This is a genomic window from Granulicella tundricola MP5ACTX9 (assembly GCF_000178975.2).
GTDB lineage: Bacteria > Acidobacteriota > Terriglobia > Terriglobales > Acidobacteriaceae > Edaphobacter > Edaphobacter tundricola.
Genome location: NC_015064.1, coordinates 510,639 through 529,252, shown reverse-complemented (window position 1 = coordinate 529,252; position 18,614 = coordinate 510,639). Strand labels below are relative to the sequence as shown.

Annotated in this window: 17 protein-coding genes; 3 read left to right on the top strand and 14 right to left on the bottom strand. The window is 60.5% G+C overall.

Going from position 1 to position 18,614, the window contains the following annotated elements; genetic code table 11:
• Positions 1 to 87: 87 nt before the first annotated feature.
• On the bottom strand, positions 88 to 411 hold the full coding sequence (locus tag ACIX9_RS02210) for a hypothetical protein (protein ID WP_013578844.1): 324 nt from the start codon (positions 409 to 411) through the stop codon (positions 88 to 90).
• 109 nt (positions 412 to 520) lie between these two features.
• On the opposite strand from ACIX9_RS02210, the gene ACIX9_RS02205 reads away from it, so the two are divergent.
• On the top strand, positions 521 to 1,591 hold the full coding sequence (locus ACIX9_RS02205) for a glycosyltransferase family 9 protein (protein ID WP_013578843.1): 1,071 nt from the start codon (positions 521 to 523) through the stop codon (positions 1,589 to 1,591).
• The gene (locus tag ACIX9_RS02200) at positions 1,581 to 2,141 is read left to right on the top strand and encodes a D-glycero-alpha-D-manno-heptose-1,7-bisphosphate 7-phosphatase (RefSeq protein ID WP_013578842.1); all 561 of its coding nucleotides are present in this window, start codon (positions 1,581 to 1,583) and stop codon (positions 2,139 to 2,141) included. Before ACIX9_RS02205 ends, ACIX9_RS02200 begins: the two co-directional genes overlap by 11 nt.
• Before the next feature lie 118 nt (positions 2,142 to 2,259).
• On the opposite strand, the gene ACIX9_RS02195 is transcribed toward ACIX9_RS02200, so the two are convergent.
• The 13 genes from ACIX9_RS02195 to ACIX9_RS02150 form a co-directional block, all read right to left on the bottom strand.
• Positions 2,260 to 4,800, bottom strand: a complete 2,541-nt coding sequence (locus ACIX9_RS02195) for a M1 family metallopeptidase (RefSeq protein ID WP_013578841.1) — start codon at positions 4,798 to 4,800, stop codon at positions 2,260 to 2,262.
• Between the two features lie 98 nt (positions 4,801 to 4,898).
• A complete protein-coding gene (locus ACIX9_RS02190) occupies positions 4,899 to 5,585 on the bottom strand; it encodes a methyltransferase domain-containing protein (protein WP_013578840.1) in 687 nt (228 codons plus the stop codon).
• Between the two features lie 164 nt (positions 5,586 to 5,749).
• On the bottom strand, positions 5,750 to 5,893 hold the full coding sequence (locus tag ACIX9_RS24435) for a peptidase (protein ID WP_083808497.1): 144 nt from the start codon (positions 5,891 to 5,893) through the stop codon (positions 5,750 to 5,752).
• A 115-nt stretch (positions 5,894 to 6,008) separates the two neighbouring features.
• Complete coding sequence (gene glk / locus ACIX9_RS02185; protein ID WP_013578839.1) at positions 6,009 to 7,058, bottom strand: glucokinase; 1,050 nt, start codon at positions 7,056 to 7,058, stop codon at positions 6,009 to 6,011.
• Positions 7,055 to 7,846 carry a 6-phosphogluconolactonase gene (pgl, locus tag ACIX9_RS02180; protein ID WP_013578838.1) on the bottom strand — a complete coding sequence of 264 codons (792 nt, stop codon included), beginning with the start codon at positions 7,844 to 7,846 and terminating at the stop codon, positions 7,055 to 7,057. The genes glk and pgl overlap by 4 nt, the downstream gene beginning before the upstream one ends.
• A gap of 85 nt (positions 7,847 to 7,931) precedes the next feature.
• The gene (zwf, locus tag ACIX9_RS02175; protein WP_013578837.1) at positions 7,932 to 9,482 is read right to left on the bottom strand and encodes a glucose-6-phosphate dehydrogenase; all 1,551 of its coding nucleotides are present in this window, start codon (positions 9,480 to 9,482) and stop codon (positions 7,932 to 7,934) included.
• Positions 9,483 to 9,714: 232 nt separating this feature from the next.
• On the bottom strand, positions 9,715 to 10,356 hold the full coding sequence (locus ACIX9_RS02170) for an HAD family hydrolase (protein ID WP_013578836.1): 642 nt from the start codon (positions 10,354 to 10,356) through the stop codon (positions 9,715 to 9,717).
• A gap of 8 nt (positions 10,357 to 10,364) precedes the next feature.
• The gene (locus tag ACIX9_RS02165; protein ID WP_013578835.1) at positions 10,365 to 11,276 is read right to left on the bottom strand and encodes an oxidoreductase; all 912 of its coding nucleotides are present in this window, start codon (positions 11,274 to 11,276) and stop codon (positions 10,365 to 10,367) included.
• Between the two features lie 135 nt (positions 11,277 to 11,411).
• On the bottom strand, positions 11,412 to 11,537 hold the full coding sequence (locus ACIX9_RS24430; protein ID WP_013578834.1) for a hypothetical protein: 126 nt from the start codon (positions 11,535 to 11,537) through the stop codon (positions 11,412 to 11,414).
• 196 nt (positions 11,538 to 11,733) lie between these two features.
• The gene (rpiA, locus tag ACIX9_RS02160; RefSeq protein WP_232298773.1) at positions 11,734 to 12,408 is read right to left on the bottom strand and encodes a ribose-5-phosphate isomerase RpiA; all 675 of its coding nucleotides are present in this window, start codon (positions 12,406 to 12,408) and stop codon (positions 11,734 to 11,736) included.
• Entirely contained in the window at positions 12,408 to 12,548 is a 141-nt protein-coding gene (locus ACIX9_RS25545; protein ID WP_013578832.1) for a hypothetical protein, read from the bottom strand. The genes rpiA and ACIX9_RS25545 overlap by 1 nt, the downstream gene beginning before the upstream one ends.
• A gap of 380 nt (positions 12,549 to 12,928) precedes the next feature.
• A complete protein-coding gene (gene tkt / locus ACIX9_RS02155) occupies positions 12,929 to 14,926 on the bottom strand; it encodes a transketolase (protein WP_013578831.1) in 1,998 nt (665 codons plus the stop codon).
• A gap of 187 nt (positions 14,927 to 15,113) precedes the next feature.
• The gene (locus ACIX9_RS02150) at positions 15,114 to 17,594 is read right to left on the bottom strand and encodes a glycoside hydrolase family 15 protein (protein ID WP_013578830.1); all 2,481 of its coding nucleotides are present in this window, start codon (positions 17,592 to 17,594) and stop codon (positions 15,114 to 15,116) included.
• 322 nt (positions 17,595 to 17,916) lie between these two features.
• Here ACIX9_RS02150 and ACIX9_RS02145 point away from each other — a divergent pair, with 322 nt between their 5' ends.
• Positions 17,917 to 18,528: a superoxide dismutase gene (locus ACIX9_RS02145; protein ID WP_013578829.1), complete on the top strand. Its 612-nt coding sequence runs from the start codon at positions 17,917 to 17,919 to the stop codon at positions 18,526 to 18,528.
• Positions 18,529 to 18,614: the final 86 nt, after the last annotated feature.

Genomic DNA, 18,614 nt, shown 5'->3' with positions numbered 1-18,614 from the left:
TTCGCTTTCCTTTCCAGCGATAAAAAGCCCCACCGGACTGGTTGGTCCGGCAGGGCATCTGGGAGAGAACTGGGCTAAAGCAGTGGTTCAGCGGCCATAGTAGCCATAGTGACGATCACGGTCGAAGTCCCGTCCACGACGCCAGTCATCATGCCGCACAATCACCTCGCGACGCCCATAGTAGCCCGGGTATCCATAGCCGTAGCCATACCCATACCCACGCCCATAAACCGGAGCGGCATACACAGGTCCGCCATAGGCAGGTCCACCATAAACCGGCCCACGAACACCAATGCCGATCCCAACCCGTACCTGGGCCTGTGCCGCAGGAGCCGCCATCACAACCGCGCCTGCCAGTAAGCCAACCGTCATTACCTTTGCGACCATCGCTTTTACGTTTGTGATTTTCATGACATCCTCCGTGCTGCACTTGTAGGAACACGCCCTTTCCCGCACCTGTTGCGCGCAACCTTTCCCCACAGCCGGGTTGCGCCTATATCCTTAGCGCAGCGAAGTTTTCATGCCCCAGCCCAGCGTCCTCATCCTCAAATTCGGTGCCATCGGTGACGTCATCATGGCGATCCCCGCCGCCCATGCCCTCCACCTTCAGGGCTTCCGCATCGACTGGATCTGCAGCCCCACCGTAGCCCCCATCCTGGCTCTCTATCCCTGGATCAACCCAATCCTCATCGACGACCGAGCCCTCCTCAAAGGCAGCCCCCTTGCCAAGCTCAAAGTCATCGCAAAGATGTGGCGCACCCTCGCAGGCCGCCATTACGATCTCGTCGCCAACCTCTACTACGACCCCCGCTACCGCATCCTCACCTTGCCCGTCCGCGCCACGCGCCGCCTCATGCTCTCCACCACCGACCGCCGCTTCCAGCTCCTCCCCGGCCGCCACCACACAGACGAGTACGCCCGCATCCTCCTCAACCTCCCCGACCACGTCCGCCCCACGCAGCTAGCCCCCATCCCCGCCCCCAACCTCCCACCATCCCCCCACCCCCGCACCCCCGGCCACGCCCGCGTCATCCTGGCCCCCGCCGGCGCCCGCAACCTCCTCCGCGACGACCTCCTCCGCCGCTGGCCCCCCGAGCTCTACGTAGAACTAACCCGCCAACTCCTCGCCCAAAACATAGAGGTAGTCCTCATAGGAGGCCCAGACGACGCCTGGATCACAGAGTCGTTCGCCTCGCTCCAAGTCACCAATCTCATAGGCAAACTCAAACTCCCGGAAACCCTCGCCCTCCTCGACGATTCAGACGTGATGGTCACCCACGACACCGGCCCCCTGCACCTGGCAGGCATCACCCGCGTCGCCATCGTCACCCTCTTCGGCCCCACCGACCCCCACGGCCGCCTCCCCCAGCGCCCCGGCACGCTAGCCCTCTGGGGAGGAGAACACTTCGCCTGCCGCCCCTGCTACGACGGCCGAGACTTCGCCCCCTGCCCCAGCAACGACTGCATGCGCCAGATCACCCCCACCGCCGTCACCCACCAGATCCTTCAACTCCTCCAAACCCAACCCAACAAGCCCTCTCTCTTTTCCTCCGTGCCCTCTGTGATTCGCTTTCCTCCCTATGCCCAATAAAACCAAATCCAAAGCCCTCTTCCTGGACCGCGACGGCGTCATCAACGAAGAGATCGGCTACCTCCACCGCCCTGAAGACGTAGTCTTCCTGCCAGGCATCTTCGCCCTAACCCAAACAGCCCAGCGCCTGGGCTACAAACTAGTCATCGTCACCAACCAATCCGGCATAGCCCGGGGCCTCTACACCACCACCCAGTTCGAGACCCTCATGACCTGGATGCGCACCGAATTCCTGCGCCACGAAGTCACCCTGGACGCCGTCTACCACTGCCCCTACCACCCCACCCACGGCATAGGCGACTTCAAGCGCGAACACGAAGACCGCAAGCCCAGCCCCGGCATGATCCACCGCGCCGCCCGAGACCTGAACCTCGACCTCTCCCAATCCATCCTCATCGGCGACCGCTGCTCCGACATAGCCGCCGCCACCGCCGCAGGCCTCCACCAAGCCTTCCTCATAGCAGGCACCGAGCAAACCCCCTGCCCCCACCCCCACAAAAAAATCGCCTCTCTGTCCGAACTAGAAACCTGGCTCAAGCTCAATCCATAAAGTTTTTACCCAAAGACACCCTCTTCCCCACCTCGGCGCTCAACAAGAAACCCCACCACCCCACCCTCCTCTCTTATCCCGCTTTTATCGTTTTTATCCGCGTTACGCCTTGCTTTTTCTACCGCGCCCGCTTCCCCAGCCAGACCTTCAAATTCCCCTCCTGCGACTCCCGCAGGTGCACACAATCATCGATCGAATCCAGCGCCTTAGCCACCGATCTCTCCGAAGCCTCCACCGGATGCGCCGCAAAGAAGCTCTCCACCTCATCCCTCTGCCCCACCGTACAAAACGCCCCGGTAGCCGAAATCAACTGCCCCCCGCTCGCCGTAGTCAACTGCCCCTGCACCCGATCCCAGTTCTTCTGCACCCACTGCCACGCAATCCCCTGCGTCTGCGCCTGGCTCAACTCCACCGCAATCAGCACCCACGCATCCTGGTTCCGCACCTTAGCCGACACCGCATACTCCAGCGTCCGGATCACCAGCAGCGGGTTCCTGAACTGCGCCAGCGTCTCCCGAGCCTCACTCTGCAGCCCCGGATCGTCCGCCTTCTCCGCCACAATCTGCAGCTTGTCATAAAAAGCCTCATCGCCGGTCGAGGCAGACAGGACCACCGAAGCATCCACCAAATCGTCATCCCCCGGCCGATGCCCGCTCAGCAGCTCCGCCGTCAACTGGTGCGCCTGCGCCAAGACCTTCGGATCGCCCGCAGCCCCCAGAGCCTGAAAAAGCTCCGCCCGGATCGACTGCCGCTCAAAGTCCTCCTGCTTCCCCGGCTTCGCATACTCCTGCCACACCGACCCCAACTGGTTCAGCACCACATTGTCGAATTTTGTCCGGTCATCCTCCGTAGCAATCCGCGCCCGAATCACACCCAGCGTATCCAGCGCCGTCTCCAGCACCTGCGCGCTCGGGTCCTTCTTCACCGCCAGCACCAGATCCAGATAGTCCCCCACCGACCCCTGCCCCGCCCGCGTCAGCGCCCAACGGTCCCCCAGAAAGCCCACCCGCTCCGCCACCGTCAGCGACCCCACCGCCCCCGTAATCGCCCTCACCTGCGCCTCCGTATAAGCCGTCCGATAGTACCCCTTACCCCCCGCATTCGCATAAAACAAACTACCCGCCGGAGCCGCCACCACCGCCTGACTCCCCGAAGCCAGCTCACACCCGCTCTTCAAGCAAACCGGCACCGTCCAATCCCCATCCACCGCCCCACCAAACAAGAACCGCCCCTGCCGCACCGGATACCCACCCGGACCACGCTCCCCAAACGTCAGCAGCGGAACCCCCGGCTTGTCGATATACCCCCTCATCACCCGATCCACCGGCTTCCCCGACACAGAGGTCTGCGTACCCCAAAAGTCCTCCGCCGTAGCATTCCCATAAAGATGCGCCGTCAGGTACTCATGCACGCCGCGCCGGAAAACCTCCGGCCCAACGTACTCCTCCACCATCCCGATCACCGCCCCCGCCTTCCCATACGCAATCCCGTCGAACGCCTCCGCAATCTCCGCCGGCGTATCCGCCTTCGCCCTGATCGCCCGCGTCGTCCTGTCCGAGTCATAGTTCAGCGTGCTGTTCAGCTCATCCGCCGCGTCCTCGTCATAGTGCCACTCCGGGTGCCACTCGCCCGCCGCCTTGCTCTCCATCCACGTCGCAAACCCTTCATTCAGCCACAGATTGTCCCACCAATCCATCGTCACCATGTCCCCGAACCACTGGTGCGCCATCTCATGCGCCACCACCTGCGCCACCCGTTTCCTGGACGTGATCGTGCTCTCCTTCTCGTCCACCAGCAGCTCCGTCTCGCGATACGTGATGGCTCCAAAGTTCTCCATCGCCCCCGCCTCAAAGTCCGGAATCCCAATCAAATCCAGCTTCGGCATCGGATACTTGATCCCAAAATAACGGTCGTAGTAAGTCAAAAAGTGTTCCGCCGCAGCCAGCGCAAACGGCGTCAGCTTGACCTTATCCGGCGTACTGCAAACCCGGATCGGCACCCCCTCCGCCTTACCCTTAGAGCAAGCAAAGTCCCCCACCAGAAACGCCACAAGATAAGTCGACATCTTCGGCGTAGTCGCAAACGTCAGCGTATGTTTCCCACCCGCAGCCGGCACATCGGACACGATATTCGTATTCGAGATCGCCGTATCCCCCCCATCCACCGTCAACGCCACATCGAACGCAGCCTTCAGCGCAGGCTCATCGAAACTAGGAAAAGCCCGTCGCGCATCGGTCGATTCGAACTGCGTCACCGCATAGCTCCGCGTCTTCGACTTCGAAAGATAGAACCCCCGCAGCTTATCGTTCAGCACCCCCGCATACGCAATCTCCAAAGCCACCCACCCCGCAGGAAGCGCCTTCGCAAACGTAAACGTAGCCTGCTCCTTGCCCACGTCATAGCTCACCACCCCACTCTGCCCCCCGGCAGTCACCGCCCCAATCTTCAACTCCGCCGCATTCAAAGTAATCGTCGCGCCAGGCTGCGCCAGCACCACATCGATCGTCTCCGACCCCGTAAAAGTAGCCCCCGCAATATCCGGCGCAAGCCGCAGCGAATAATGCTCAGCCCGCACATTCCCCGGCAACCGCTGCCCCCAGGCACCCGCCACAACCACCGCACCACCAACCACACCCGCAACCGCAACCCACCACTTCATCCAAAACCACCAATCCCTGATCTAGGCCCTAATCCCTATTCCCTGTTCCCTGTTCCCTGTTCCCTGTTCCCTGTTCCCTGTTCCCTGTTCCCTAGGCTCTAGGCTCTAGGCCCTAGTTCTTTCATCCTCGCCACACACAATCGCGCCGGCTTGTACTCCTTCACCGCATACGTCTTCTCCGGCACCTTAGCCGCCTCAATCAACTCCAGCCAATCCTCCCGCCTGAAACTCCGCAGAATTGAAACCGGCCCATCGTGTTTGACGAAGCGATGCCACGTTGTAAACCAGGTCAGCGCACGAAATAAACGATAAGGCACCGCCTGCCGATGCAGATCGTTGATAAACCACCCAATCCGCGTCTTCGCATCCATCCACCGGATGAACTCGACGATCTCCGCGTCCTCCATATGGTGCGTCATCAGCGAGCTCACTACGATATCGATCCCCCCGGCAGGCTCGAAGCTATACGCATCCCCCGCCAGATAAGTCACCCGTCCCGGATGCGTCACCTCCCGCGCCGCCCGGATCGCATCCTTGTTCAGGTCGATCCCCGTCAGCACCACCGGCACCCTTCGCCACTCCGCCCACTCATAGATGCGCCGCAGCATATCCCCATACCCGCACCCCACGTCGACGATGTGCAGAGGCTTCTCCTGCCGCGGCATGACCGAATAAACATAGTCCAGCCAGTGCAGCGTAGGCCGATACGCAAACGTAAGCCGGTTCACCTGCGAGATATCCCGCAGGCACCCACGCAGCTCTTCAAAGCTGCAAGGCTGATCCATCAGTTCAGGGTTTTCAACGAGATTGGCGCGGTGCGAGAGATCGAGAGAGATAAGCGGAACTCTTCCTACAGAAGTAAGCCAAGGCTACGTCATATCGACGCACGCAAGCAAGACACACTCACCCACAGCACGCCGCAGAAGGAGGCCCCCACCTCCCCACGCCGTCATTCTGAGCGCAGCGAAGAACCTCCGTAGCTGCAGTTGCTGTTGCTGTTGCTATTGCTATTGCCGTTGCCGTTGCCGTTGCCGTTGCCGTTGCCGTTGCCGTTCGGATTAGAGGGGGGCTTTAGCCCCCCGTCAAAGGGCACAAACAAAACCGGGCTTTAGCCCCGGGTTCTTGCCGTTGCCTGTTCTCCCAATCACAAACTCCACTGCGACTACCCGGGACCTGATCTCCCACACCCAATCCACACGCCTTTACCGCTACCCCGCATGATAAGAAGCCACCCGCTCAGAGTGCCCGGTAAGTTCAGAAGCCCGACTCTCCGCATAAGCAGCCGCCCCCAGAAGCGCACAAGTATCATCCAGAATCACCCTTACCGGAATCGCCTCCAGCACCGGAGACAGCCGCCCCTTATCCAGGTAAGCCTCCATGAACTTCCCACTCTGCAGCGTCTTCAAAATCTTTGGCGCAACGCCACCCCCCAGGTACATCCCACCCGCAGCCAGCACCTTCAACGCGATATTCCCCGTCTCAGCCCCATAAGCCGCCGCAAAGATCTGCATCGTCTCATAGCAGATCTCGCTGGACCCATCCTCCGCACACGTGCCGATCACCGCATTCGGATCTTCCTTCTCCATCCGTTCCTTCAGCCACGCCGGCTCTTCCATGCCCTCCTCATCCCGCAGGAACGCATACACATTCTTGATCCCAATCCCCGACACCACCCGCTCAAACGAAACCCGTCCCTTCAGCGTCTTCCGCAGATACTGCAGCAGCCGAATATCCTGATCCGTCCTCGGCGCATAGTCCGTATGCCCGCCCTCTGAAGGCAGCGGCTGATGCTTCTTGCCGTCCCACACCAGCAGCGCCTCGCCCAGCCCGGTCCCTGCGGCAATCAGCCCACGATGCCCGATCGCCGTCACATCCCCCGGATGCAGCGTAAAGATCGCGCTCGGCGCAAGCTCGGCGATGCCGTACCCGTTCGCCTCGAGATCGTTGACCAGAAAAATATGCTCGATCCCCAGCGACTTCCGCAGGTCCCTTACATCCAGCGACCAGGGCAGGTTCGTCAGCTTGATCCGCCCATCCCGCACCGGCCCCGGGCACCCAAAGCAAGCCGCCACAACGTCCTTGACCTCGGCGGCCGCCTTATCCCCATCCACCGCCAGGAAAGCATGCACCACCTCATCCAGCGACCCGAACTCCGTCGCCGGATACTTCTGGTCGCGAATCAGCTTCGGCTGACCGCCGACAAAGTTATACAGCGCCAGATGAACCTTGGTCCCACCGACATCACCAGCCAGAATCATGAAAGCTCCATTGTTGTCACGCCATTCACCACAGGGGGAAGCTCAAGCTTCGCCGCTGAAGCCGTATCCAGCATCAACGTCAGCCGCCCACTCGCCGGCCGGATCAACTGCGATGGATACGTCTCCGGATCATACTTGCCCTGCATCACCGTGTGCAGAATCTCTGCCTTCGCCGCACCCTCAATCAAAAACGCAACCTCGCGACCCTGCGTAATCACCGGCCACGTCAGCGTCATGCGCCACGTATCCTTCTGCGGCACATGGTTCGCAATGACGATGCGCGCCAGCTCGTCCAGCCCTTCCGTATGCGGAAACAGGCTCGCCGTATGCCCGTCATCGCCCATCCCCAGCAGGATCAGGTCGAACGTCGGCGTCTGCGCCCCTTCCAGCTTGAACGTGTTCCGAATCTCCGCCTCGTACCGGCTCGCAGCCTCCGCCGGGTCCATCTCGCCTTCCATCCGGTGGACGTTCGCCGCAGGCAGCGGCACACTGTCCAGCATCGCCTTCTTCGTCATGCCGTAGTTCGAATCCGGATCGTCCGGCCCCACACACCGCTCATCCACCCAGAACAACTGAATCTGCGCCCAGGGAATCTGTCCCACATAAGGCTCGCTCGCCAGCAGCGCAAACACCGCCTTCGGAGTACTCCCACCCGAAATCGCAATCCTCGCCACACCCCGAGTCTTCACCGCATCCGCCGCAGCCTTCGCGAACAAATCAGCAGTAGCCTTCGCCACCTCACCCGCACCCGATGACACCCTGACCGAAACCTCAACCCGACGCGGCATAGCTCTCAACCCTCTTTCTTTCTCTTGCGCTTATAACGAAACAAGGGCCGCACAATCAAGTGCGGCCCTTATTTGTACTAACCGACTACAGTTTGCGCCACTTCCGGCCATCGGCCTTCAGCATCGCATCAGACGCCGGCGGACCCCACGTACCCGCGGGATAGTTCGGCAGGTCCTTGATCGGGTTCTTCGCCCAATCCTCAAGGATCGGCGTAATCAGAGCCCAGGTCGCCTCAACACCGTCACGATGCGCAAACAGCGTCGCATCGCCCAGCATCGCATCCAGCAGCAGCCGCTCATACCCGTTGGCCGAGGAAGCGCCAAACGACTCCGCATAGCTGAAGTTCATGTTCACCGGGCTGATGCTCATGTTCGGCCCCGGCAGCTTCGCGCCAAAGCGCAGCGTGATCCCCTCATCCGGCTGAATCCGCATGGAAACCACGTTGCTCCTGATCCCCTCAGCGCCCTTACCCTCGGCATCCTTGAAGATGCTCAACGGCGGCTGCTTGAACGTGATCGTAATCTCCGTCACACGCTTCGCCATCCGCTTGCCCGCGCGGATATAGAACGGAACACCCGCCCAGCGCCAGTTCTCGATCTCCAGCCGCAAAGCCGCATACGTCTCCGTCTGCGAGCGCGGATGAACCCGATCCTCCTGCCTGTAACCAACAACCTGCTTCCCATCCACAGTCGACGGGCCATACTGCCCGCGAACCGTATCCGCAGGGTGAATCGGCTGGATCGACTTCCAGACCTTCACCTTCTCCGCACGCACCGCAGAAGCCTCAAACGACACCGGCGGCTCCATCGCCACAAAGCTCAGCAGCTCCATCACATGGTTCTGCACCACGTCACGCAGCGCCCCGGCCGTCTCGTAGAACGGTCCACGCCCTTCAATGCCAATCGACTCCGCCGCCGTAATCTCAACATGGTCGATGTAGTTCCGGTTCCAGACATTCTCAAAGATCCCGTTCGCAAACCGGAACACCAGAATGTTCTGCACCGTCTCCTTACCCAGATAGTGGTCGATGCGGAAGACCTGATCCTCGTCGAACACCTTGTTCACGTCATCATTCAGCTTGCGAGCGCTCTCGAGATCATGCCCAAACGGCTTCTCCACGATCGTCCGAACCCAGCTACCCGGCTTATCCTTCGCCGGCTTGTTCATCTCGTGCTTGCCCAGCGCATTGATAATGTCGGCAAAGTACTCCGGAGCAGTCGCCAGGTAGAACAGCCGGTTGCCCTTCGTCCCATTCTTCTTATCGATCGAGCTCAAAAGCTCGTTCAGCCCCGCGTAACCCGCGTCATCGTCGAAGTTCATCGCGTGATACTGCACATGCTCGATGAACGGTGCGAGTGCCGCTTCCTTCTCATCCACGCCACCGCCGGCGATAATGCCTTCCTTCATATCCGGCGCAAACGTCGCCTCAAGCGGACGCCGAGCCACGCCCACAACAGAAATCTCCTTCGGCAGCAGACCCGCCTGCTCCAGGTGATACAGAGCCGGTAGCAGCTTGCGCTTGGTCAGGTCTCCGGACGCGCCAAAGATCACCACGATGCATGGGTCCGGCTTGCGTTCCGGCTTCTGCGTCTTCACAGGAGCCGCAGGTGCTGCTTTTACTTCAGGAATAGCCATATCAGTCCTCGTAACTTCTTCAATTGGATGCAAGCGCAAACCGCACGCTTCATGCTTTAGCGTTTCTTGCTCGCGTCGCCGCTGAACTCATACACATCATTAAGATCATACGATCCATCACACTTTGAGCGGTACTCAGGTGCAGAGCAGCCACGAAAGAAAATCGTCGTAAAGAAAGTCGTCATTCTGGCGAAGCCAGAACCTCCGTATTTGCTGTTGCGGTTGCTTGTTCTTAAACCATCTCCAGCGAACTCACATGCACGTCATAGTCCGCCAGCGCCAAACACAACTGCTGCGGACTCTCAAACCGGATCGCATTCATCCCCACCGCCCGAGCCGCCTCGCAGTTCTCTTCCTTATCGTCGATAAACAGCGCCGTCCGAGCCTCGAACCCCGAAATATCCACCGCCGACCGGTAGATCCCCGGCATCGGCTTCATCTCATGCACCGACCCCGAACAAATAAAGTAATCGAACAGCGACCGCATCTTGAACGCATCCAGCCGATAACCGTTCAGCTCCCGCGACTCGTTATTCAGCGTAGCGATCCGGTACCGACCCTGCCCCTTCAACTCCGCCAGCATATCCAGGCACTCCGGATGCAGCACCTTGCTCTCCGCACACACCTGCGGCCACACAATCTCGAACGTCAGATCCAGCTCCGGGTTCGGCGTCAGTACCGTCTGCGCGAAGAACTCCTTCGCCGTAATCAGCCCACGTTCCCAGTAATAGTTCGCCCGTTCGTGGGCCTCTTCATACGCCTCCATGTCCACGCCCAGCCGCGAAAGCACGCGCTTCCGCTGATTCCGATCCCACCCATTCGTGAGAATCACTCCGCCAATGTCCCAGAACAACGTCCGTATGGAACCGTTCACTGACCCTCCTAGGCCTTTCCAGCCTGACGAGTATCAGCATAAGCCGCCTGACCCGCCGCCGCATCCGCCTTGTCAAAATCAGCGCCCAAAGACGTCGTCTCCCACGCCGCCAGATCCTTCTTCCAAACCTCCAGCCGAGCCTGCATCCGGTCGAACGCCAGCTTACCCAGCACCAGGTGCTTCGGCGGTTCAGCCGCATTCACCGCGTCGATGATCGCCTTCACAGCCTTCACCGGATCGCCCGGCTGCTTACCGGACTGCTCCTGAAAGTACTGCCGAGTCTTCCCCGCAGTCTCGTCATAGTCCGCAATCCGCTCTTCCGCTTCCTTACCCGAACTCCCCAAAAACTCCGTCCTGAAAGGTCCCGGCTCGACGATCATCACATGCACGCCCAGCAGCGCCATCTCCGCCGCCAGCGCCTCAGAAAATCCATTCACCGCAAACTTGCTCGCGTTGTAGTACCCCCACCCCGGCGACCCGATCAGTCCGCCGATCGAAGAAAGGTTCACAATGCTCCCACTCTTCTGCTTCCGAAACTGCGGCAAAAACGCCCGCGTGGTCCGGATCAACCCAAACACATTCGTCTCGAACACCGGCATAAACTCCGCCTCGGTCGCCTCTTCCACCGCCCCGGCCAACCCATACCCGGCATTGTTGACGAGCACATCCACCCGCCCAAACTTATCCAGCGCCGCCTTCAGCGCAGCCTCAATGGTCTCTTCCTTCGTCACATCGAGAGCCACCACCAGCGCCGTATCGGGATGCGTCTCCGCCAGATCAGCAATCGTCTCCGTCTTCCGAGCCGTAGCCACAACCTTCTCCCCCGCCCCCAGCAACTGCTCCGCAAGCTCTCTACCGAACCCCGACGAGGTCCCCGTAATCAACCAAACCTTCGCATTCGTACTAATCGATTGAGTCATAAGTATTCAGACGTCCGTCAAGCGCCATTCGATGCAGCCCTGTTGGCCATTCCCGGGGCCTGCGCTTTGTTGTCATCCCTTTTGCTCTCATTCCCGAAGGGAATCTGCCGTTGCCATTTGCCGTTGCCGTTGCCATTACCATTTGCTGTTGTTGTTGTTGTTGCCGTTGTTGTTGCCGTTGCCGTTGCCGTTGCCGTTGCCGTTGCCGTTGCCGTTGCCGTTCGGATTAGAGGGGGGCTTCAGCCCCCCGTCAAGGGCCACAAACAAGAAAGGGCTTTAGCCCCGGGCCGTTGCCGTTGTCCGTTCTGCGCCGTCATCCTGAGCGAAGCGAAGAACCCCGCATCGGCATTTGTTATTGCACTTGCTTCAACTCAAAACTGACAACTCAAAACTGTTCAATACACGCCGTTGCCCGTTCCTATCTCTCTTTGTACTCCGCGCCCTCTGTGATTCGCTTTCACCCCAACCACTCCGTAACCCCATCCTCCCCCGCCACCAGAGCAACCTGAGCCATCCCCAAAAACAACCCATGCTCCACCACCCCAACAATTGCCCGAACCTCCGCCGCAACCATGACGGGATCGGCAATCTTCCCCACAAAACAATCCACAATAAAATTCCCCTCATCCGTCAGATAAGGCCCGTCGCCACTCTTGGCCCGTCTCTGCTTAGGCTCCAGCCCCAAAGCCTCCAGCTTAGGCAGCACCAGCGGCAGCGCCATCTTGATCACCTCAATCGGCAAAGGAAACTTTCCTAAACACTCCACCACCTTGCTCGAATCGACGACAACCACAAACCGCTTCGCCGCACTGGCAACAATCTTCTCCCGCAGCAGAGCCCCACCCCCGCCCTTGATCAGCGCCAACCCAGGCCCCACCTCATCCGCCCCGTCGATATACACATCGATCTCCGGCAGCTCGTTCAGCGTCATCATATCCAGCCCCAGCTCCGCCCCCAGGTTGAAGCTCGCATCGGAAGAAGCCACGCACCGAATCTTCGGCTTCCGCTCCGCCAGCGCCCGGATAAACATCGTCGCCGTCGTCCCGGTCCCCAACCCCACCCGCATCCCGTCTTCGACGAACTCCACCGCCCGCCGCGCAACCGCTGCCTTCGCCTCATCCTGCGTCATCATTAGTCCTCATACTCCCAGTCGTTCTCCGGATCGGGCGGAACGCTGTCCTCATACGTCGGCTGCAGGGAGGTAAAGCTCTCCTCGGCCGGCTTCTCCGCCGTCTTCCGCACCATCTCCCGCTCGCTCTCAACCATACTCATCCCAAAAACCTTCTGTACTGCACTGCATGGCAGTGTGTGGTGATTTGTGGTGCAGTCACCACGTTTTGCATGTCATATTTCGCTGGTGAAGCCGTCAGCCGGCCGGACAAAACAGCAGCAAATCCCCAAGAGACACCCATCAAAACCAGAAATCAACCACAAACCCCGAACTCCCAAAATGGAACCCCGGATTGGTCCAGCCAATAACGAGGTCATCCCGACCGAAACAAAGCGAAGGATGCCCCGAACTGGCCGTTGCTGATCCCTGAGCCCTGAGCCCTGACACCTGATCCCTGATCCCTGATCCCTGATCCCTGAGCCCTGTCCCAACCAGCCAAAAAAACAAAGGCGGAGCCCGTAGGCCCCGCCCTCTATTTCCCTTACTTCTTCAGCAGCTTCTTAGCCGCAGTGACCACAGCAGAAGCCGAGATCCCCAGCTTATCCTGCACCTCAGGTGCAGAAGCCGAAGCCCCAAACCGATCCACTCCAATGGCAATGCCGTCGCGTCCGACGTACTTGTACCAGCCCATCGTCGCACCCGCCTCGAGCGAGATCGTCGGCGCTCCATGCGGGAAGATCGAGAGCTTATACGCCTCGTCCTGCTCCTCGAAGATCTTGAAGCTCGGCATGGAAACCACCGTCGCCAGGATGCCTTCTTCCTTCAGCGTCAGTGCCGCCTTCATGATCATCTCCACCTCGGAGCCCGTCGCGACCAGGATCAGATCCTTGCCGTACGCCTCGAGCACATAAGCGCCCTTGCGAACGCCTTCAGCGGTCTTGTACTTCGCCGCATCCAGCACCGGCAGGTCCTGGCGAGAAAGCACCAGCACGCTCGCCGACTGGCGTTCCAGCATCAACTGCCAGCAGGTCGTCGTCTCGTTCGCATCCGCCGGACGGAAGTCCGTCAGTTGCGGAATCAAACGCAGACTCGCCAACTGCTCAATGGGCTGGTGCGTCGGCCCGTCAGAGCCCAGGCCGATCGAATCGTGCGTGAAGACATAGAGCGAGTGAGAGCTCTGCAGCGCGCCCATGCGGATCGCGTTGCGGCAGTAGTCGGAGAACGTAAAGAACGTCGAGCCGAACGGAATCAACCCGCCGTGCGCCGCGATCCCGTTCACCGCAGCCATCATCCCAAACTCACGCACGCCGAAGAACACGTTGCGACCCTTAGGATCCACATGGAAGCTCGGTGAATCCTTGAAGATCGTCTTCGTCGAGCTCGTCAGGTCGGCCGCGCCGCCAAACAGCTCCGGCACAACCTTCGCAATCGCGTTCATCACCACATTACCCGCGGTGCGGGTCGCAATCGGCTTGTCCGTCGGAAACACCGGCAGAGCCTTCTCCCAGCCCGCGGCCAGCTTGTGCTCGGTCACGCGGGAGTACTCCGCACCCAGCTCGGGATAGGCCTTCGTGTACTCCGCGAACGTCTTGTCCCACTCCTCATGGAGCTTCTTGCCGCGAACCACGGACTTCTCGTGCCAGTTCTTCCCAGCCTCTTCCGGAACGTAGAAGCTCTTATCCTCGGGCCAGCCCAGGTTGCGCTTGGTCTCCTTGGTCGCTTCCGGTCCAAGCGCCTCGCCATGGACCTTGCTCGTACCGGCCTTGGGGCTGCCGTACCCGATCACCGTCCGCACGCGGATCAGTGAGGGCCGCGTCGTCGCCGCCTTCGCGTTTTCGATCGCATCTTCCAGAGCCTTCAGATCGTTGCCGTCATCCACCATCTGCACATGCCAGTGGTAGGCCTCGAACCGCTTCGTCACGTCCTCGGTATAGCTCAGCTCCGTCGGTCCATCCAGCGAGATCAGGTTGTCGTCATACAGCACAATCAGCTTGCCCAGGCCCAGCGTTCCCGCCAGCGAGCAGGACTCGTGCGAGATGCCTTCCATCAGGTCACCATCGCCACAAATGACATAGGTGTGGTGGTCCACCGGCGTATGGTTCTCATGGTTGTAGAGCGCCGCCAGATGCTTCTCAGCGATCGCCAGACCCACAGCCTCGGCCAGTCCCTGTCCCAGCGGGCCCGTCGTTACTTCGACGCCCGGCGTCTCGCCATACTCCGGGTGCCCGGGAGTATGCGAACCCCACTGCCGGAACTGCTCCAGCTGCGACATCGGCAGATCGAACCCAGCCAGGTGCAGCGCACCATACTGCAGCGCGGAAGCATGACCGTTCGAGAGCACAAAACGGTCCCGGTCGGACCACAACGGGTCCTTGGGGTCATACTTCATGTACTTCGTATAAAGAAGATAGGCAATGGGCGCGCAACCCAACGGTGCGCCGGGATGTCCCTGTTTCGCCTTCTCCACCTGATCAACCGCGAGAAAGCGAAGCGTATTGATCGAAAGCTGATCGAGTTCGTGCTGCTGCGTATCGCTCATGCTGCTCCTGGTCCTGCGTCTTTTAGAATTCGGTCCTGCATCTTTTTGAATTCGCTCGGCGAGGCTTCGTGTTCCCCGCCATGTGCTTGAATCACTGCGTGCTTTAACAGTGTACTAGCGGAGCCCGTACCCGTTTCGATGCCGGCTCCGCTTTCCTGCTCCAAACAATCCGCTTTCCCGGCAAACGCTACGACTGCGGCTTAGCCCCCGCAGGCATCGTCTCCGGCCCCTGCGACGTCACCGCCACCTTATAGTTATGCCCCAGCCAGTGCTCCGGGGCGTCCGCCGTCGTCGGCCAGAACAACGTAAACTCCAGCTCCCCCGGCTCGCCCGGCATCACCACATCCGCAAACGATCCCGGATATCCAACTACCCGCGAGTCCACCGTCGTCGTCGTAGCCCAGCCGTCCAGCGTATAGCTCATCCGGAACCGTGCCCGATCCACAACCCGCAGCGTAAACCCTGTCGGAATCGTCGCAAAAGGCCGCGCCGTCTGGAAGATCTCCACCGTGTTCTGGAACGTCCGCGTCCCTGGCTCGACCGCATACCGCTCCGCCACCACGGAAATCGTATCGAACACCTTCCCATCCGAAACCGACCGCAGCAGCTTCACATACTCCGCATGGGCCCACACCAGAGGCTGCGCAGACCCCGCCGACCGCCCCAGGTACAGCCCTTCCTCCGGCATATCGTCGTGATCCCAGACCTGCTCCGGCAGCATCCCGCCGATCGAAGAAAACTTCTCATACGCCGTAATAAACGGCTTCACATCATGGCCCGCAGCGAGCTCATAGTGCGCCCGTTCGCCGCCCAGCAGAGGCCACGCCCTGCCCTGCCCAAACCCGTCGTAAGGGCCGCCATCCTTCTTCTGCCCATAGCCGTCGTGGTTGTACCTCCGCCAGCAAGGCCCGTAGGGCGTCTCATACTTCAAACAAGCGTCAACAACCTTCAGCGACTCCACCATCAGCGGATCGTCAGCTCGCCGAATCCCGTACCGCACCAGCTCCAGGAATCCGCCGTCCACAACCTCCCGCGCGTCGAACTCCGACTCCTCCTCCGGCCCACGGTTCGCCAGCCGGATAAACCCAGGCTTCACCCCCGGATTATGGAACGGCTCGCCCTCAGCCGGCGGACGAATCCGCATATAGTGCCGCTTCACTCCATCCAGCAGCATCCCGTCTTCGGTCGTCGTCCACTCGTCCAGATGCGATTCAATCCAGTCCGCATAGGTCTCCAGAAACCCAGCCAACTCAGAAGCCTGATAAGCCCGTGCGATATCCGCCGCACAAACCAGCCCTGAGATAACCGCCGCCAGCGTAGAAGGCGAGTACCCCGCATTCTCCTCCCAACGCTCCTGCTGGGTCACCGGCGCATACCGCACCAGGAACGCCGCCGCCTTCTCCACAAACGGGAAGACGTCGAACACCCCCAGCCCATCCACCTTCCAGAGCCGCCACGCCAGGATGATCGGAAACGCCACCTCATCCAACTGAATCCCGGTCCAGTAAGCCGACCCATCGATCCAGAAGTTCTGCGCAAACCCGCCATCCGGCCGCTGCGTACAAGCCAGGTAAACCAGTGCCCGTCGAGCGGTCTCCGTTCTCCCGCAAGCCAGCAAAGCCGTCGCCGACTGCACCATATCCCGAGTCCAAACCAGGTGATACCCACCCAGATCGTCATCCCCCTTCGAGGCCCCCCACGGAATCGAAGCCGAAGCAATAAACGCGCCCGAGTACGTCTTATCCTCATGCGTCAGGATGACGTTATGGCTCACCCGCATCAGCCGCCCGCCGTCGGTGGAAGCCTTGGCCAGCGCCGCCGGCGACTCAGCCCGATGCCACTGGTCGATAAACCGTTTCGCATGTTCGGCATAAGGCGTGGAGAGCGTCTGCATCATCCCGGACAGCGCCGCATGGTGCCCATCGCCGAACGCAATCGCAATCGTGAACTCCCGGTTCCGCGCCACGTCGATCTCGCCCGTCACCGCCACATTCCCATTCAGCGCCTGCCCAAACTGCCACTGCATCTTCATATGCGTGGACAGGTCCTGGTACCCATCGCTCGTCCCCACATACCCGCACGAGCTCCGCGTAAACCCGCAGTCCGCCCCCACCGCCAGCGAGTTGTGCTCGCCCTTCCACGCCAGCAGCGTCCGACGCCCAGCCACGGAAAGCGATCGTGCCGAGTTCCCCGCGCCACCCCCATCCAGGTGCGGAGCCAGCAGCACATAGCACTTCAGCCGGGAGACCACCGCCTCATCCCCGGCGATCTTCACATTCATCAGCACCACCGGATGATGCGGATCGGCAATAAACTCCTTCGTGACCGTATACCGCCCATCCAGGTCAGAAGCCACCACCCTCACCGCCGGAGCACCCGGGTCCACGTAGTGGAAGTCGTACTCGAAATCCCGTTTCTCCTCGTGGAAAAACGTCTCCTCGTCCGTAAACAGAAGCTCCATATCGCGCATCTGTGGACGATCGATCGTCGGGTAGTACACCTCGTTCAACGTCCCGTGCGACACCGTAAACCACACCCGGCTTGATGCCGAGTAAGCCGTCGACACCGCGTCCTTCTTGCTCGAAGTCCAGCGCGGTTCCACACCCGGCGACCCAAAGGCCGCCCCGTCATCATCCAGCCAGCGATAATCCGAAGCTTTCTCGTTCATTCCCCCGATTAGAAACCAAAACCCGCCCAAACGCCGCCCCCGCCCACATGAAAGTCTCGCAACCCTCGCAAAAGAGGTCGTCATTCTGAGCGCAGCGAAGAACCCCCGTAGTTGCCGTTGCTGTTGCTGTTGTTTTGGCCGTCATTCTGAGCGAAGCTCAGAACCTCCGTATTTGTTCTCCTGTCCCAACCCACAACTCCACCCTGTACCCTAGTCACAAGACACAAACTCTTAACATCGCTTCCACCCCCACCCGCATCGAACCACCTGTACGCGGCAAACAGCCGCAAACCTCGCGCAACACCCAACAAGGAGATCCACCGTGGCCTTTGAACTTCCCCCGTTGCCCTACGCCTACGACGCGCTCGAGCCCTTCATCGACGAAGCGACCATGAAGCTGCACCATGACAAGCACCACCAGACCTACGTCACCAACCTCAACGGAGCGGTCGAGAAGTATCCCGACCTCGGCAAGAAGACCCCCGAAGAGCTCGTGAAAGACCTCGCCAGTATCCCCGAAGACGTCCGCAAGGTCGTCCAGAACAACGGCGGCGGCCACGTCAACCACACCATGTTCTGGCAGATCATGAAGCCCCAGGGCGGCGGCGAGCCCACCGGCAACATCGGCCTCCAGATCACCACCGACTTCGGCTCCTTTGAAGACTTCAAGAAGAAGTTCAACGAGACCACCGCCAAGCAGTTCGGCGCAGGCTGGGGCTGGCTCGTATTCAAGGGCGGCAAGCTCGAGATCCTCACCACCGCCAACCAGGACTCGCCCCTCTCCCAGGGCCTCTACCCCATCCTCGGCAACGACGTCTGGGAGCATGCCTATTACCTCAAGTACCAGAACAAGCGCCCCGACTATCTCGCAGCCTGGTGGAGCACCGTCAACTGGGAAGAGATCAATAAGCGCTTCGAAACCGCCCAGAAATAAATCTGTAGTTAAATTCCTATGAAAGGCCGCCCCCAAGGGCGGCCTTTTCTCTGCCGAAGTGTGCGAGCTCGGGTCGCCGTTCACCG